Raw genomic sequence first — 17,048 nt, 5'->3', positions numbered from 1 at the left:
CTCGAACCCCCACGCCGTGAAGCGCTAACACCTGAAGCTAGTGTGTCTACCAATTCCACCACCGCGGCCAAGCGTCGCTGACGGCGTGCATATTATGCGTCACAAGCGCACTCGTCAACTGAACAACGCAAAATTTCTGAGTTTTTTCGGCTGATTGCCGAAATGTTCAGCAACGACGAACAAAATGCTGTATTTCAGCCAAAAAAAGAGGTGAACCCTGTTCACCTCGTCTTCATCTATAGCTCAACTCAGTATTTCGCTTTCTTTAACAAGCCAATTTCTTCCAGGCGTTGCAACAGGTAATCGTTTGAGTTGATAGACTCAGGGTAACGATTCGGCCGCTCTGCAGAAATGCAGCTTGGTAAGGTTTCGATGACAAAATCCGGGTTTGGATGCATAAAGAACGGAATGGAATAACGTGGCTGACCTGCGGCGGCACCGGCCGGATTGACCACCCGATGAGTGGTAGAGGGCAGCACATGGTTGGTCAGGCGCTGCAGCATATCTCCGATATTCACAACTATGGTGCCTTCAATGGTCGTCACAGGTAACCAGCTGCCGTCACGGCGCAGAATTTCCAACCCGGATTCATGCGAACCAACCAGAAGCGTGATCAGGTTGATATCTTCATGCTGACCCGCACGAATCGACTGAGTCGATGTGTCCTGAATTGGCGGGTAGTGAATAGGGCGTAAAATAGAATTGCCGTAATTCACTTTATCGTCAAAGAAGTGCTCATCCTGCTGCAGGAATAAAGCTAAAGCTTGCAGAACCTGAGTACCCAACTGCTCCAGCGCCTGATACAGAGCATAAGTTGCCTCTTTGAATTCAGGCACTTCAGTTGGCCATAAATTCGGATACAAACATTCATGTGGCGCCGGGCCAGACAGCTCACGGCCGACGTGCCAGAATTCTTTCAAGTCAGGATGGTTGCTGTCTTTGGCTTTCTCAACACCAAACCCAGTGTAACCACGAGCTCCGCCCTGGCCTGGCACGTGGTAAGCGCGTTTTACTTCAGTCGGCAACGCAAAGAATTTTTTAATTGCTTTGTAGGTGTTGTCCACCACTTCATCTGGAATACCGTGGCCGCTGATGCCACAGAAACCAAACTCAGTGTAGGCCTTGCCAATTTCGGCAACAAAGTTGTCTTTGTCGGTGGCAAACCGTCTGATGTCCAGCGTAGGGACTTGTTGTTGAGTCATAGTTGTAACCCGTGTTTTAACTTAACGAGAAGAAAAAGCCTGCAATAGCCGCACTCATCAAATTCGCCAGAGTGGCGGCGAGCAAAGCTTTCAGACCAAGTTCTGCAATGTCCGTTCGACGATTCGGAGCCATCACGCCCAAGCCACCTAACAGAATGGCAATAGACGAGAAGTTTGCAAAACCACACAGCGCGATAGTCACGATCACTTGAGTATGATCACTCAACTGACCTGCCTTCACGTATTCAATAAAATCCAGATAAGCCACAAACTCGTTAATCACCAGTTTCTGACCAATAAAACTACCTGCAAGGCGGGCTTCTTCCCAGGACACACCAAGCACAAAGGCCAACGGCTGGAACACATAACCAAAGATCTGCTGCAGCGTTAAACCTTCAATGCCAATCAAGCCCCCCATCCAACCAATCAGGCCGTTCACCATGGCTATCAGACCAACAAAAGCCAACAGCATGGCGCCTACATTTAACGCCAGTTGTAAACCGCTGGCCGCACCTGAGGCCGCTGCATCAATCACATTGGTATTTTTTTCCATCGCCACTGCAGCCGCTAAATCATCTTTCGGCGTTTCAGTTTCAGGCAACAGCAATTTCGCCATCAATAAACCGCCCGGAGCGGCCATGAAACTGGCCGCGATCAGGTACTTCAGTTCGACCCCCATGCCCGCATAACCAGCCAGTACAGAACCCGCTACAGACGACAAACCACCCACCATCACGGCAAAAAGTTCAGACCGGGTCATTGAAGGAATAAAAGGCTTCACTACTAACGGTGCTTCCGTCTGCCCCACAAAAATATTGGCAGCAGAGTTCATCGACTCTGGACGACTGGTTCCGAGTAGCTTCTGGAGGCCTCCACCTAACACGCTGATAATGACGCGCATCACACCTATGTGATACAGCACCGCAATCAGCGACGAGAAGAAGATGATTACGGTGAGCACATGAATGGCAAACACAAAACCATACTTTTGCGCACCGGCATCACCAAACAAAAATACAATGCCTTGCTGGGCATAACTGATAATTTGCCCGACAAAACCAGAAATGCTCAACAGCACATCTTTACCAAAAGGCACATAAAGTACAAAAGCACCGATGGCCATCTGGATCAGGAAAGCACCAACAACGGTACGCCATTTGATTTGGCTTCGGTGAGCCGAAAACAAATAAGCCGTTAACAAGATGGCAGCGATGCCAACTAAACTCATCATAATTATTCCTTGGATACGGGGCCCGGTTTACAGCCGGCTCATTGTTCTAGTGATGCCAAGTCCATAGAATAGCATCAAAAGATCAAGTAGTTACAGTTTCCTAGCGGGAGCAGATCAGTCGAAGGAACCGACGTAAAACTGCCTGAATTGCTGTTCTGGGGTTGTCTAAACTTGACGTTTTGCCGCGCGATTATAGCAGAATTGTATTGATTGCAAAGCTGTGAACAGAGGGGAAACGACGGGTTACAGCCTGAAGTGCCCTTCCCCGTCCGTTGCGGTTATTCCGCCAATAGCTGCCGGATCTTGGTTTTAATAATATCGATGGCAATTTCATTTTTGCCGCCGCGAGTCACCACCAAATCAGCAAATTGCTTGGACGGGTTAATAAACTCAAAAAAAGCAGGCCGTACGTAGTTTTCATACTGCTCAGTGACAGAACCTAAAGTCCGGCCCCTGTCCTCCATATCTCGTTTGATCCGGCGTAGCAGACAAACATCCAGCGGTGTATCCATAAAAACAGTGATATTAAACTGCTGCCGAAGCTTTTCGTCCGTTAACAGCAGAATACCCTCGACCAGCACCACCTTGGCCGGATGAACACGGATAGTTTCAGCTTTCCGGGTATGAGTTTTGTAGCAATACTGAGGCATTTCAACCGCTTGTCCGGCTTTTAATTGCTGCAAATGGGCCGCCAGCAATTCATGTTCAAAAGCGGCAGGATGGTCGTAGTTGGTTAAACAACGCTGCTCAAAGGATAAGTGGTCCTGATTACGGTAATAGGCGTCTTCAGCGAGCACGGCAATGCGCTCTCCACCCAATTCAGCCACCAATTCCTGGTACACAGTGGAGGCAAATAAACTTTTTCCAGATGCGGAGGCGCCAGCAATGGCAATAATGGTACTTTTGGCCACAAAAACCTGCCTGTTCACAATGAATCGCGGCATTATCCGAAAATATGGCTACAAAATAAATAAAAAAAACCCGGAATCTACGATTCCGGGTTTTTGTTTAACAGACGACCAACTTATCAGAAGTTATACTTGACACCAAGTTTGATATTCCAAGTTGATTCGCTCACATCAAATCTATCAAAGTTTTTAGTGTTTGTGCCACCAAAAGCTTCCTGTAATACGTATTGGCCCTGAGCGTTAACATCAAAGTCATACAGTATACGCTGAGGGAAAGCCATACTATACGATTTACCCCAGTCGTCATTCAGCAGATTAGCGAAGTTATCGATCACAAAGTACAACTTACCTTTATGTCCCTCAACCAGGCCCGGCAACTCTTGAGTAATCGCTAAATCCATGGTTGTCAGCCAAGGTTGGTTTGAAGAATATTTCTCAATATAATCACCTGCATAACCATCTACGCCAGCTGCTGCCGCAATAGCCATGATTTCGTCGTAACTCAAGCCATTAACAAAATCAAAAGCCGGATCGCTAGCACTTGACGGCAGGTATGGTAAGTAAATATCCGCATCGTCAAAGTTTGGCTGGTCACCCAAATCGCCGTCCTGGAACGCTCCTAAAGTCCACGAGAAAGGTTCGCCTGAACGTCGTTCGAAGAACAAGTTAAAATTCGTTGCATAGCCGGCGAAAAACTCATGCTTGTAGCCCAGATTGACAACAAACCGGTGCTCTATTTCATAATAGGCACGACCTAACAATGGCTCGTTACGGTTCTTTGTTACTTCAAACTGATAGTTAGACTCTGCAGTCGAACTTGTCCCCGGATTCACTTCAGTGATGTCTTGGTTCGTATAAGAAGTACTCAGAGAAATACCGTTATCCCACTCTTTCTGTAAAGATGAAGTGAAAATCACACTACGACCACCGTTATCGATGTTGCGCAGCTCAATATCCCAGTTTTGAGCCAGACCACCTTGATAAACAGAACCCCAGATAGTCCGTCCGTCAACGGTTTCACCTGTTTTGACGCGGGAAATATCAACCCAATATGGCGCGTCTTCACGATCTACATAAGTGATTTCGTTTGTCCAAGCAAAACCTTCACCGAGAACAGGTAAATCAAATACGTAATCTACTGCAAACTGATAGCGCCAGTCTGAAGGCATTTTGAAACCGTCAGCGATGGTGTTAGTGCTACCAGCACCTGGTACCATTGAATCCAGTACAGCCTGTGGTACCCGAGTGAAGTCTACGTTAGCTGGATTTCGAATTGCATCACGAACCACGGCTGGATTCGCGTTTACTTTTGTAAAACCGTCGTTGGTGTAGGCGTTAGACACCCATACCAGCGGCATACCGCCACTAAAACGACCTACACCACCACGCAAGGTGACGTCGTCTGCTACATTCCAGGTAAAACCTAAACGTGGCAACAGGATGTCTGTACCATCCATGTTTTCAGTGTTGGCATAACCATAGGTATCAACAAAGTTTTCGTTTAATTTAGGTTCGCCACTTACAGTTAACAATTCATAACGTAAACCAGCTGTCACCATAAAATCAGTGAACAATTCAAAGGTTGCTTCACCATATAAAGAGTACTGCAGACTGTCTACATCGTAAGCAATATCCTGCAGGTTGTTGGTGTAGGCATTGCTGTATACCAAGCTTGTTGGAGCTTTGGCTTCAAACTCTTCGATACTGTTGAATGTCCAGGTACCCGCGCCATGACGACCATATAAGTTGTAGTTCCATACGTCTTCGATTTCGCCACCAAACTTGTATTCAACGTCACCAGCTAAATAAGTAGAGTGAATACCTAAAGTCATGGTTTTGTTTTCAAGCACGTTGGCATGGCGGTTTTCATCGCGACCGGCAACAATGTCGGCACCATTTTGAGAACCAGGAGCTACGTCAATGTTAATCTCACCCCAGTTAGAAGCGGTGTTTGATGCCTGAGCGTAGTCTTTATAAGTCCAGCTGATTTCAGTGGAGAAATCAGCCGACCAATCGGAGTAAAGGTGCGTAGAGATGAAGGTAGTTTCAGAATCCTGAGACCAACCGTTAGACGCAAAATTCAGCGTATTGTCTGCATTGGTATAATTACGCGCTGCTGTATTTTCCTGGAACGAATAGGTAAAGTCAGCACGATGGTCGCTGTTGATATTCCAATCCAGCTTGAAAAGAATTTTTTCATCACTGTCAGGTGGCGGAGTGCTACCAATTGAATCCTGCAAACCATAAACGTCGTTCAGAATAGCAATAACTCGATTGGCTTGTTCGATTGTTACATCGTGCCCTTCAAGCGTGTTCAAATCGTAGTTGAATACAACATCTTCTTCCCACTTATCGTAAGCAGCAAAGAAAAACAATTTGTCTTCGACAATAGCTCCACCAAGTGTTGCGCCAATGGTTTTTTCTTCATTGTCGACATCAAACTCACGGCCTGCGACTAAATCAGTGTCTTTTGCCTTACCAGACCATGGCACAAATTCATAAAATACAGAGCCTTCCAGCTCATTAGTACCTGACTTTGTGACCACATTGATATTGCCGCCACTGAACTTACCGGCACGGGCTTTGAATGGAGCAAACTCCACAGAAATCTGTTCCACCGCATCCAGAGAAATAGGCGGACGCTGTGCAGGATAACCATTGGCATTCAGACCAAAAGTATCCGCCAGACCAACACCATCGACCGTCAGAGAGTTATATTTTGGATTACTACCTGCGATGCTGAGCTCAGTGCCTGAAGGATCCAAGACAGCCAGAGGATTCATTCGGACAACATCTTTAATATCACGGTTGAATGTCGCAGAGTTGCCAATTTGCTCTTCACCGAAGTAGCTGGCTGAGCCGCTGTTGGAGAAGAAATCACGGGTACCCGTAACCGTAATAGTTTCTACGTCTTGCTTTGCTGCTAACTCAGTATTTAGCTGCAAAGGTTTGTTCATATCAAGGTAAATGTTTTCAATCACCTTACCTTCATAGCCAGAGTTTTTAACAATAATTGTGTAAGGACCGCCGACACGCAAACCACTTACGTTGAACTGACCTGCACTATTTACTGCAAGCTCTTTAACCGAGCCTGACGGCGTATGAATGATAGTAAGAGTAGTACCTACAGCAGGGTTTCCCTGAGGGTCAACAATCGCACCTCGTATTGCCGAAGATTGGCCTGTATTCGCCAAAGCCACATTACTAGCACCCAGTGCTAAAGTAATGGCAAGAGCTATATGCTTAATTTTCATATCGTTTTTCACCTGGTAGTTGTAAATTCTTTATTAGCCAAGCCAAAGGCAATCCGGCCTTTAATTTGGGCAAAAAATATAACGCAGAATTATTACGTTTTTTTTACGATTTGCCAGGCGCAAACGGAACTTCTTATAGGGTTAAGTGTCACGCCAGGCTGTCACGCAAGTGTAACATAGGAAAGTTAAAAGTCGTACAGTGCTTAAGGGTATTGGTCGGATCTGTAATTCAAATGTCAACAGACGTAAAAAAATGTAGCTTGGCCTTGGATTCTGCTACTTTCCGAGCGATCACAGTAAGCTGACTCACCTTTTCTGACGGGATATTTTTGTATGAAGTATTTTTTTTCAGCCGTATTGCTGGGCAGTTGTTTAGTGCATTCAGGAGCTTTGATGGCGACCAATAGTCTGAAAGTTGCGACATTTAACGTCAGCATGGAATCGGAAAACTACCTTCCACGAGGCTCAGCCTTACAACCTGCACTGCTCAGCCAGTTGCTGGCAGAGGGCTCACACCCGCAAATCCGCAACATTGCCAGCATTATTCAGCATGTCCGCCCCGATGTGTTACTGCTGAATGAATTCGACTATATAAGCCAACCGGAACAGGGGGTTCAGCTGTTTATCCGCAACTTCCTGCAAAAAGCACAACATGGGCAAGACCCCATTGATTACCCCTACTTCCACTACTCCACAGTAAATACTGGCCAACCCAGCGGTTTTGATTTGGATAACGACGGTAAAGTATCCGCTAACGGAGCTGATGCCTGGGGTTTTGGTCAATACCCCGGGCAGTATGGCATGGTTGTATTATCGCGTTATCCGATAAACCTCAGTAAAAGCAGAACCTTTCAGCACTTTAAGTGGAAAGATATGCCGGGTTACCTGAAAACCAGCAAAGCGGATGGCAGTGACTGGTACTCAGCAGATGCGTGGCAGCAAATGCCATTGTCCTCTAAGTCGCACTGGGATTTACTGATTGATGTGAAAGGGACGCCAGTTCACGTGCTGGTCAGCCACCCGACTCCGCCTGTGTTTGATGGAAAAGAAGACCGTAATGGCAAGCGCAACCATGACGAAGTCCGGTTCTGGGTGGATTATCTGTCAGGCAACCAGGCCAACTACATCTATGACGACCAGGGTACTAAAGGCGGCCTGGCGGAGAAGCAACGCTTTGTCGTGTTGGGTGATTTGAACTCGTCAGCCGTCGAAGGTGATTCTTACAAAGAAGCAATCCAAGGCTTAATTGGTCACAGCCGAATTGACGGTAATTTTATTCCTAAAAGCAACGGCGGCAAGGCCAACAGCCCAACCAATCCACAGGGAGCTTACCACACAGCGGCCTGGCGAATGCGGGCGGATTATGTGTTACCTTCCAGCTACGGTTTTACCATCAAAGATGGCGGCGTCTTCTGGCCATTAAAAGGCGAAACGTTAGATTTTACTGTAGCGGACCGGGAAAGCAGTTCAGACCATCGGATGGTCTGGTTAGAGCTGGAAATCACCGACTAATCGCAGTGTCGGAAGGCAAAAAGGCCAGCAGATGCTGGCCTTTTTGGTACGCAGGTATTAAGCCTGATTCTTCACACAATCGACGAAGTATTCAGTGTTGCCATTGCGCTCTTCTGATACCAACCCATGAATATAAGTTTCAAAACCAGGGAAGCGGCCATTGAACTCACGGGCAAACTTCAGGTAATCCACAATAGTGGTGTTAAACACCTCACCCGGCACTAACAATGGAATACCTGGTGGATACGGCGTTAACATCACTGCTGTAATACGGCCAACCAGTTCATCCAATGGCACTCTGTCCAGCTCTTTGTGCGCCATCGCAGCAAAAGCTTTGGATGGCTTCATCGCCGGTACCAGATCTGACAGGTACATTTCTGTGGTTAGTTTCGCCACGTTGTTTTCACGATAAATCTGGTGAATTTGGTCGCACAAGTCTCTCAGACCAATGCGCTCGTACTGCGGGAACTTCGCAATAAATTCCGGCAATACCCGCCACAGCGGCGCATTTTTATCGTAGTCGTCTTTAAACTGCTGCAGCGCCGTGACCATGGTATTCCAGCGGCCTTTAGTAATGCCGATGGTGAACATAATGAAAAACGAGTACAGACCGGTTTTTTCAATCACTACACCGTGTTCAGACAGGTATTTGGCCACAATGGCGGCAGGAATACCGCTATCGGCAAAGTTGCCATCCACATTCAAACCAGGCGTCAGAATCGTGGCCTTAATAGGGTCCAGCAGGTTGAAACCTTCGGCGATATCGCCAAAACCATGCCAGCTTTCACCGGCTTTCAGCATCCAGGCATCGCGATGGTCCAAACCTTCGGCAGTTAAATCGTCCGGTCCCCACACCTTAAACCACCAGTCGTCGCCGTATTCGTCGTCCACTTTGCGCATAGCGCGGCGGAACTCTAAGGCTTCGTCCAGCGATTCTTCCACCAAGGCAGTACCACCAGGCGCTTCCATCATCGCGGCAGCGACGTCACAAGACGCAATAATGGCGTATTGCGGGCTGGTTGACGTATGCATCAGGTAGGCTTCGTTGAACAAATGCTGATCCAGTTTGTTCTGTTTGGCGTCCTGCACCAGAATTTGTGACGCTTGGGAAATACCAGCCAACAGTTTGTGCGTTGACTGGGTAGAAAACACCATTGACGTCTCACAACGGGGCCGCCCTTCACCTATGGCATGGTAATCGCCGTAGAAATCATGGAATGCCGCATGGGGCAACCAGGCTTCATCAAAATGCAGGGTTTCAATTTCGCCATCCAGCAAGGATTTAATTTCCTCTACGTTGTAGAGCACACCATCATAAGTTGATTGCGTAATGGTTAATACCCGAGGTTTCAGGTTCGGGTTTTGCTCCAGTTTTTCGCGGCAGAATGGATTGGCCAGCATCTTTTTGCGGATAGTTTCCGGGTCAAACTCACTGCGAGGAATGGGGCCAATGATGCCGTAGTGGTTACGGGTTGGCATTAAAAACACCGGCACTGCACCTGTCATCATAATGGCGTGCAAAATGGATTTATGACAGTTGCGATCCACCACCACAATGTCGCCCGGTGCCACAGTGGAGTTCCAGACGATTTTGTTGGAGGTGGAGGTACCATTGGTGACAAAAAACAAATGGTCGCAGTTAAAAATGCGGGCGGCATTGCGCTCAGACGCCGCCACAGGTCCAGTGTGGTCCAGCAATTGGCCTAACTCGTCTACCGCATTACACACGTCGGCACGCAGCATGTTTTCGCCAAAAAACTGGTGGAACATCTGACCGACGGGGGATTTCAGAAAGGCCACACCACCTGAGTGTCCCGGGCAATGCCATGAATAGGAACCATCCTGCGCATAATGCGTTAAGGCACGGAAAAATGGTGGTGCCAGGGTATCCAGGTAACTTTTTGCTTCACGAATAATATGGCGGGCGACAAACTCAGGCGTGTCTTCGTGCATATGAATGAACCCATGCAGCTCGCGCAGAATAGCGTTTGGAATATGCCGTGAGGTTCGTGTTTCGCCATAAAGGTAAATAGGAATGTCCGGGTTACGGTGACGGATTTTCTCAACAAAACCTTTCAGGTTTTCCAGCACTGACGCTGAGTCTTCGGCGCTGCCGCCACCAAACTCTTCGTCATCAATGGACAGGATAAAACCAGCCGCCCGGCTTTGTTGCTGTGCAAAGGATGTTAAATCGCCATAACTTGTATAGCCAACCACATCCATACCTTCAGCTTCAATAGCCGCAGCCAGTTCACGAATGCCAGAACCACTGGTGTTTTCAGAGCGGAAATCTTCGTCAATGATGATAATTGGGAAATAAAAACGCATGGCGTTCCCCACAGCAGTTAAAAGTGCGCAAAGGATACTGCATTTTGAGGAAAATTCCTCTAACTGACGCGGCAAAAAACCTAAATGACAGGCCAATGAATTTTGCAGGCCACCTGATTGAATACGTATTCAGCCCCAGACGCGTACTGCCGTCACAAAACTGCCATCACATAAGCGCATAATGCCTCTGTGCTCTCCCAGCACGGATGTGTTCTTGAATAAACCCTGTTGTTTTACGAGGCTGAATACAGCCTCGTTTTTTTTGCATTGTTAAGCAGAATACATCGGTCATATTACCTGCTCTATCTGGCCATTTCGCCAGCCAACTCCTGCTCAACAGAGCGCAATTGTCTCATCTGTTTTAACACCCATTGCTGACGTTTATAGACATAAGGCGAGGGGCGGTTTACTTTAAAACGCAATGGATTCGGTAATACTGCAGCCAACAGCGCTGCTTCCTGGCGGCTAAGTCTGGCTGCGGACTTGCCGAAGAAATGCCTGGCAGCGGCTTCCACGCCATAGATGCCTGGACCAAACTCGACACTATTCAGATAAACTTCAAGAATACGCTGCTTGCCCCACACCAGTTCTATCAACACTGTAAAACCCGATTCCAGCCCTTTACGCAACCAACTGCGCCCAGACCAGAGAAACACATTTTTTGCGGTTTGCTGGCTGATAGTCGAAGCACCACGCACTTTATTGCCTTTGCTGTTGTACACCAGTGCTTTCTCAATGGCTGCCATATCAAAACCATAATGGTCAGCAAACTTCTGATCTTCAGCGGCCACCACAGCCTGTTTGGCATGGCGCGAGATTTGGTCGTAAGGCACCCAGTGATGTTGGCGTTTGTACTGATGACCCAGCCACCAAGACTCTATCTGGCGCTCCAGCATCAACCCCGTGTAGGGTACAGGCAGAAAACTCAGCAGCAACACCCAGGTCAATACCAGCAACAGGCTCCAACGCAACAATTTCAGCAGTAATAAACCGAACGACTTCAGCACCTTAACCTCCATGACTCTGCGTTCAGACTAAAGGCTGGCAAAGCTCAGGTAAAGGGCTGGTCGAGAAAATGCATTGCTGAAGTTGTAGAAGTCAGGAACGGCCATCCGCAGCTTTTTGCAACAGTTGCCGGCTTTCATGCAAAAACTCCGTGGCTAATTCACCAAAAAACTGTTGGCCTTTGGCAAATTCAGCCATTAAGCCGGTTTTATCTCTGGCCGCCAGCAGGTGCGATAAGCGGTTAAATCTGTGCTGATAGCGCTGCAACAATAAAGTGACTTCAGCAGAAGACAACATAATATCGGCATATAACTCTGCATTCTGTGCAAAGAGCCGCCCTACCATCGCCAGCTCCAACCGGTAAATTGGTGAGCTCAACTCCAGCAATTGCAGTAAATCAGCCTGCTCTTCAGCCAGATGTACGCCATAAACCAAAGAACTGAAGTGGCGCATGGCCTGAATTAACTGCATCAGCTCGTCATGCTGCTGCGCAGTTTTCTCTGTCAGCACAGCTCCCCAGACCCGCAGTTGTTGCAACAGCCACTGACAGGATTCTTGCTGGCGACCCGGCGTCACCACCACCACTTGTTTAGCAATATTCGAGATATCCGGCCCAAACATGGGATGCAACCCCAGCACCGGGCCGCGATGAACCTCCAGCATGGCTTGCAGTGGACCTGTTTTAGTACTGGTTAAATCGGCAAGAATAGCCTCTGGAGCCAATTGCGGTAGCTGGCGGATCACCTGTTCAGTCAGGGCTATGGGCACGGCCACTAACACCAATACAGCGCCAGAGATCAACTGAGCCGCTTCAGCCTGATTATCTGACTCCAGAATTTCAACCTGATAACCAGAGCGGCGAAACAGGCTGACAAAACGGCTGCCCAATGCGCCTGCCCCTCCAACAACTACTACTTTATCCCCGGGTTGACGGCAGCAGACAAAACCTGCTTCCTGGGTCTGGTAGGATTCACGCATCACTCTGCGCAGTACATCTTCAACCAAATCAGCCGACAGGCCTGCCTGCTCAGCGTCAGCGCGCCTTGCTTTCAGCAACGCCTGTTCCCGCTCAGGCACATACAAAGGCAAAGCGTGCTGTTGCTTCACCCGCCCTACTTCAGCCGTGATCTGCGCCCGACGAGCCAGCAGCTGGACCAGTTGACTATCCACTTCATCAATCTGCTGCCGCAGAGGCAACAACGCAGACATAGGATCAGACACAGCTCTCTCCTGAGGTTAAGCAGCCGTCACAGCCGCAGAAAGTTCCTGTTCCAGCTCCGCCAGTAAGGCAGCTGTACTGCCCCAATCAATGCAGGCATCTGTCACTGACACGCCGTACAATTCTGCTTTGCCGTCCACTATGTCCTGACGGCCAGCATGGATATGGCTTTCCAGCATAATGCCGATAATATTCTGGTTGCCGTCGCGGCGCTGCCGGATCACCTCTTTGGCCACTAAAGGTTGCCTATTGTGGTCTTTATTCGAATTACCGTGACTGCAGTCAATCACCAAACCAAGCGGCAAATTGTGTTTTTTCAGTGCAGCTAAAGCGGCTTCGACACTCTGTTCATCATAATTGGGTTTGCTGCCGCCACGCAGTATCACATGACCATCCGGATTGCCTGCTGTTTGCACTAAAGCAACCTGACCTTTTTGGTTGATACCAATAAAACTATGGCCACTGGCGGCCGACTGCAATGCATTCAGGGCAATACTCAGGTTGCCGTCAGTGCCATTTTTAAAACCAACCGGCATCGACAAGCCACTGGCCATTTCCCTGTGTGTCTGGGATTCCACAGTACGGGCGCCAACTGCAGCCCAACTGATCAGATCGGATAAGTACTGTGGGCTGATCGGATCCAGTGCTTCAGTCGCCGCAGGCAGCTCCATCTCCACCAGTTCCAGCAACAGCTTCCGCCCTTTGGTCAGACCCGTTTCTAAATCAAAGGAATCATTCAGGTGTGGATCATTGATAAAACCTTTCCAGCCCACAGTGGTTCTTGGCTTCTCAAAGTACACCCGCATCACAATGTACAGGCTGTCTATATATTGCAGCTGCAGTTGCTTGAGGCGACGGGCGTAATCCATAGCGGAAACAGGATCGTGAATAGAACAGGGACCGGTGATCACCAGTAAACGCGAGTCACGACCATGAATAATGTCAGCGATGTCCTGACGGGCCCTTTGCACAAAACCAGCGCCTTTGTCGGATAAAGGTAAGGCCTGCTTCAGTACTGAAGGCGGACTAAGCAGGGTCTCTGAAGTGATACGTAAATCATCTACTATTTTGCTCATAAAGTGCTCCTGTAGCCTGTTGCGTTGCCAAAGCGCCGGGCTGCATTTGCCATTTCAATAGCAAAACTGCCGTAAACATTTATTGCCAACACGTATAATATAAATTACAAAACAAGAGCATGATAAAAACCAAAGAAGACCAAGTCAACCAAGTAATCCATAAAAAATAAGCAAACCACTCAAAAACAAGAAAAACACAAAAAGTACATTTATGTTTACATATAATTATTCAAGAGAAAAACATACGTCACAGGCCTGAATTACTAAACTAAAGGTAAGTGCTGCACCGGAGATCCACCATGACAGCTCAGGCCTATCTCCCTCTGCCCAGTTTTGACGAATTACTCCAACTTGCCCGTCAAGCTCCCCAGCAATTGGAGCTGCTCCAGCAACAACTAAATTTGGAACTGCTTGAAGCTCAGACCTCCGCTGAAGGCCGCTTGGCTATGGAGCGATTGTTGTTCAGGCTCCAGGCTCAGCACAGGCATTGCGTTGCACCTTTAATTCGTTTGCAACGAACTTATGAGTTAATGCTCGGTCATATCTACCTGATGCAGCAGCAACTGCAACAATTGAATTCTGAACAGAACCCCAGCCGTGACAGCGCCACAGTCCTGAAATTCCCTGCGGTAAAACTGTTTTCAGAACAGGAAAAATAAAGAAGAAAAAAGTAAGTGACAGTGATGACACTTCTCGTCTAGAATTGATAAAAATAAAAAATATGATACTGCACAATAGGATATGAGCAAAAGTAAACACACTGAACCATTGCTGTCCACTCAACAAGCTGCTGATTTGCTTGGGGTTTCTTTACGTACAGTGCAACTCTGGGTCGAAAAAGGTGCCCTGGATGCGTGGAAAACACCAGGTGGACATCGTCGGGTCACTCAATCTTCCGTTGAGCGTTTGCTGCTGAAAAATCAGACATTACCAGCTGATAATTCGGTGCGTATTCTGTTGGCCGAAGATGACGAATTGCTCAAGCAGTTATACAGCCTGCAAATTGAATCCTGGGGCTTACCTATTACTCTGGAATCTGTCACCAATGGTATCGCTGGTTTGCTTAAAATTGGTGAATGGGCGCCGCAAATTCTGATCACCGATCTGCAAATGCCTGAGCTGGATGGATTTCAGATGATCCGCGAATTGCAGCAATCTCCCCGCCATGAGCACATGAAAGTGATTGTGGTTACGGCGCTGACAGATGCTGAAATTGCAGCAGCCGGCGGCTTGCCTGACAACGTGCAACTGATGCGTAAACCTCTGTTGTTCAGCGATCTGAAAGAACGCCTTGAACAACTGCTGAGCGAGCTGCGATAAGCAGCTCAGAGCGCTTTGCGTGGCGGCAACGCCACATTCGCGAAAATAAAGCCTGCGACCAGTGACATAAAGATCAAAAAGGTTTGTTGGCCTAAGCCATCCGTGGCAACCATTTGCTGCCCCGAAACAAAGGCGTTTAACCCAATATAGGTTTTACTGCCCGGTACCAGTACGATCATGCCCTGCAAAGAAACAATACTGCCCGGTGCATTCATCAGTCGGTTGAATAAGTTGCCATACAAGCCGACAGCAAAAGCACCAACGAAAGCCCCCAATGCCAGCCCCAGATAATGCGCACCCCATAAACTGGCCGCATAAGCAATAAAACCCGATAAAATACCCCAGAATGCATGCCGTAACCGGGCTTTAAATACTACGACCAGGCTGCCACACAAAATAGCAATGGCCAGCCAACTGGTCCAGGCCGGTACGGACGGCGCCAGTTCAGGCGGGATCTGACCAAACAGTGCCTGGCCGAAGGCAACTCCAAGGAAAGCACCAAACGAGAGTTTAAACAGCAGCATAATGGCATCCATGATCCGGGCAGTCCCAGACACCAGATGGCGAGCGGCCAACTCTGCCAACCCCAGAGTTAACGCCAGACCAGGGATAAACACAATAATAGAGGACAACACCACCAAAGGTACATTGATCATTGGATCCAAATACAAGGACACCGCAGTGGCAGCCAACGCAGATACCAAGGCCACCAATGGCTCAAGCATGTGAGCGACCCGCCTGGAACGTTCCGACCAGAGGACAAACAAATACACCAATAAACTCAGTAAGCATGCCCAGAATACATCATGCCAGCTGGCTCTCATCAACATGGCAAAAGCACCACCGGAAGCGCCAAAGGCGGCAAAGGTCGCCCAGCGCGAATAAGGGTTTGGCGCGTTGGCTATTTCTTCCAGCTTCAAATCAACGTCCCGTAACGTCATTTTGCTGCTGGCCAGCGCGTCGACCAGCTCATCCACTTTCGACAATGAACCTAAATCCAGTTCGCCCGGACTGACCCTGGCCACATGGGTATACTCGTTGTCATCACCGGGGATCCATAACACGAAAGTCAGCACTGTGGGAGTGATGGCAAAAGAGGCGCCTATATGAAGCAATTTGGCAATTTCCTGCAAATGTGACTCCAGCCGGTACGCTGGCGTACCGAATTTATGCAACATTTTGCCTAATCTGACGATAAAACGACGTTTTTCAATAAAGCTGGCGGCGTCCACGGGATGGATCTCAGAAAGTTGTCCTGCAGCTTATTGTAGTGATATTTTTTGAAGCAGCCCAGAGCAATGAGCAATAAGTGATTGATTCAATGCAAAGTTATTCATTAAAGCGCGACAATAGCCATTGATACTCCTGTTGCAGTAACTGAAAATCGGCTTTGTCGCCTCCCCGGTCGGGGTGCAACAGCAAAGCCAGTTGTCGATACCGGCGTTTAATATCTGCTGCCATGCAGTCCAGAGGAAGCTGCCATTTGTCTTTTAAGTTTGTGGTATCCAGGTGTGGGTTTTGCCGGTACAGTTCCAGTTTCTGCCAGAATGCGTCTAACAAAGACGCCAGCCGTTCATCCGTCATTGCAACAAAGTTCTGCCAGTCCAGATAATATGCCGCCTTATCAGCTTGTTCTGACCAAAGGGCAGGCAAATTGGTATGACTTGAACCAAAAGGAAACACGCGGACTTTGGCATAGCCTATCCATAACAGGGCAATTCCCTGTTGCTGCCATTGCTGTTGCAATAAAAACAGATGATGGTACAACACAAAATGCTGCTGAAAGAGCAAATTATTCAGCTCGCCCCGTTCTGAGGACGGAAAGAATGCCTCAAGCTGGCTGAGTAACCATTGCTCACTGACGTCCTCGTGAGACTCCAGCAGCAAGCCTTCCAGATGATTCAGCAGTTCAGGCAGATGAGACGCATGCATAACGGCAGTAAAGAATCCACCTTCTGAAGAAGGTGGCTTTGCAGTAGGCCCCTCGAAGGGG

13 protein-coding genes are annotated in these 17,048 nt (G+C 48.3%); 3 read left to right on the top strand and 10 right to left on the bottom strand.

Features of this window, described 5'->3' with window-relative positions:
* Positions 1 to 248: 248 nt before the first annotated feature.
* From WKJ04_RS17720 to WKJ04_RS17705, 4 genes are all read right to left on the bottom strand, one after another.
* Positions 249 to 1,202, bottom strand: coding sequence for a 2-oxoglutarate and iron-dependent oxygenase domain-containing protein (locus WKJ04_RS17720; protein ID WP_337881634.1), 954 nt, complete (start codon positions 1,200 to 1,202; stop codon positions 249 to 251).
* A gap of 16 nt (positions 1,203 to 1,218) precedes the next feature.
* Positions 1,219 to 2,433, bottom strand: a complete 1,215-nt coding sequence (locus tag WKJ04_RS17715; protein ID WP_337881633.1) for a NupC/NupG family nucleoside CNT transporter — start codon at positions 2,431 to 2,433, stop codon at positions 1,219 to 1,221.
* A 278-nt stretch (positions 2,434 to 2,711) separates the two neighbouring features.
* Positions 2,712 to 3,344, bottom strand: a complete 633-nt coding sequence (gene udk, locus WKJ04_RS17710; protein WP_337881632.1) for a uridine kinase — start codon at positions 3,342 to 3,344, stop codon at positions 2,712 to 2,714.
* A gap of 116 nt (positions 3,345 to 3,460) precedes the next feature.
* Positions 3,461 to 6,595 carry a TonB-dependent receptor gene (locus WKJ04_RS17705; RefSeq protein ID WP_337881631.1) on the bottom strand — a complete coding sequence of 1,045 codons (3,135 nt, stop codon included), beginning with the start codon at positions 6,593 to 6,595 and terminating at the stop codon, positions 3,461 to 3,463.
* 333 nt (positions 6,596 to 6,928) lie between these two features.
* On the opposite strand from WKJ04_RS17705, the gene WKJ04_RS17700 reads away from it, so the two are divergent.
* Complete coding sequence (locus tag WKJ04_RS17700; protein ID WP_337881630.1) at positions 6,929 to 8,107, top strand: endonuclease/exonuclease/phosphatase family protein; 1,179 nt, start codon at positions 6,929 to 6,931, stop codon at positions 8,105 to 8,107.
* Between the two features lie 57 nt (positions 8,108 to 8,164).
* Here the strand turns inward: WKJ04_RS17700 and WKJ04_RS17695 are convergent, their stop codons facing one another.
* From WKJ04_RS17695 to WKJ04_RS17680, 4 genes are all read right to left on the bottom strand, one after another.
* Positions 8,165 to 10,435, bottom strand: a complete 2,271-nt coding sequence (locus WKJ04_RS17695; protein WP_337881629.1) for an arginine/lysine/ornithine decarboxylase — start codon at positions 10,433 to 10,435, stop codon at positions 8,165 to 8,167.
* A gap of 302 nt (positions 10,436 to 10,737) precedes the next feature.
* Positions 10,738 to 11,442: a monofunctional biosynthetic peptidoglycan transglycosylase gene (mtgA, locus tag WKJ04_RS17690; protein WP_337881628.1), complete on the bottom strand. Its 705-nt coding sequence runs from the start codon at positions 11,440 to 11,442 to the stop codon at positions 10,738 to 10,740.
* A gap of 91 nt (positions 11,443 to 11,533) precedes the next feature.
* Positions 11,534 to 12,661, bottom strand: a complete 1,128-nt coding sequence (gene tyrA, locus WKJ04_RS17685; RefSeq protein ID WP_337881627.1) for a bifunctional chorismate mutase/prephenate dehydrogenase — start codon at positions 12,659 to 12,661, stop codon at positions 11,534 to 11,536.
* A gap of 15 nt (positions 12,662 to 12,676) precedes the next feature.
* A complete protein-coding gene (locus WKJ04_RS17680; RefSeq protein ID WP_337843293.1) occupies positions 12,677 to 13,735 on the bottom strand; it encodes a 3-deoxy-7-phosphoheptulonate synthase in 1,059 nt (352 codons plus the stop codon).
* Positions 13,736 to 14,034: 299 nt separating this feature from the next.
* Here WKJ04_RS17680 and WKJ04_RS17675 point away from each other — a divergent pair, with 299 nt between their 5' ends.
* Together WKJ04_RS17675 and WKJ04_RS17670 are read left to right on the top strand one after the other, a co-directional pair.
* Positions 14,035 to 14,394 carry a DUF3135 domain-containing protein gene (locus tag WKJ04_RS17675; protein WP_337881626.1) on the top strand — a complete coding sequence of 120 codons (360 nt, stop codon included), beginning with the start codon at positions 14,035 to 14,037 and terminating at the stop codon, positions 14,392 to 14,394.
* Between the two features lie 82 nt (positions 14,395 to 14,476).
* Positions 14,477 to 15,055: a response regulator gene (locus WKJ04_RS17670; RefSeq protein ID WP_337843291.1), complete on the top strand. Its 579-nt coding sequence runs from the start codon at positions 14,477 to 14,479 to the stop codon at positions 15,053 to 15,055.
* Positions 15,056 to 15,060: 5 nt separating this feature from the next.
* On the opposite strand, the gene WKJ04_RS17665 is transcribed toward WKJ04_RS17670, so the two are convergent.
* Both WKJ04_RS17665 and WKJ04_RS17660 read right to left on the bottom strand, forming a co-directional pair.
* Positions 15,061 to 16,287, bottom strand: a complete 1,227-nt coding sequence (locus WKJ04_RS17665) for a threonine/serine exporter family protein (RefSeq protein ID WP_337881625.1) — start codon at positions 16,285 to 16,287, stop codon at positions 15,061 to 15,063.
* A gap of 97 nt (positions 16,288 to 16,384) precedes the next feature.
* A partial coding sequence (locus tag WKJ04_RS17660; RefSeq protein WP_337881624.1) for a DNA-J related domain-containing protein occupies positions 16,385 to 17,048 on the bottom strand: 664 nt, incomplete at its 5' end.

It is taken from the genome of Rheinheimera sp. (assembly GCF_037442345.1).
GTDB lineage: Bacteria > Pseudomonadota > Gammaproteobacteria > Enterobacterales > Alteromonadaceae > Pararheinheimera.
Note: the sequence above shows the minus strand (reverse complement) of the source record. Positions and strands in the feature narration are given on the sequence as shown.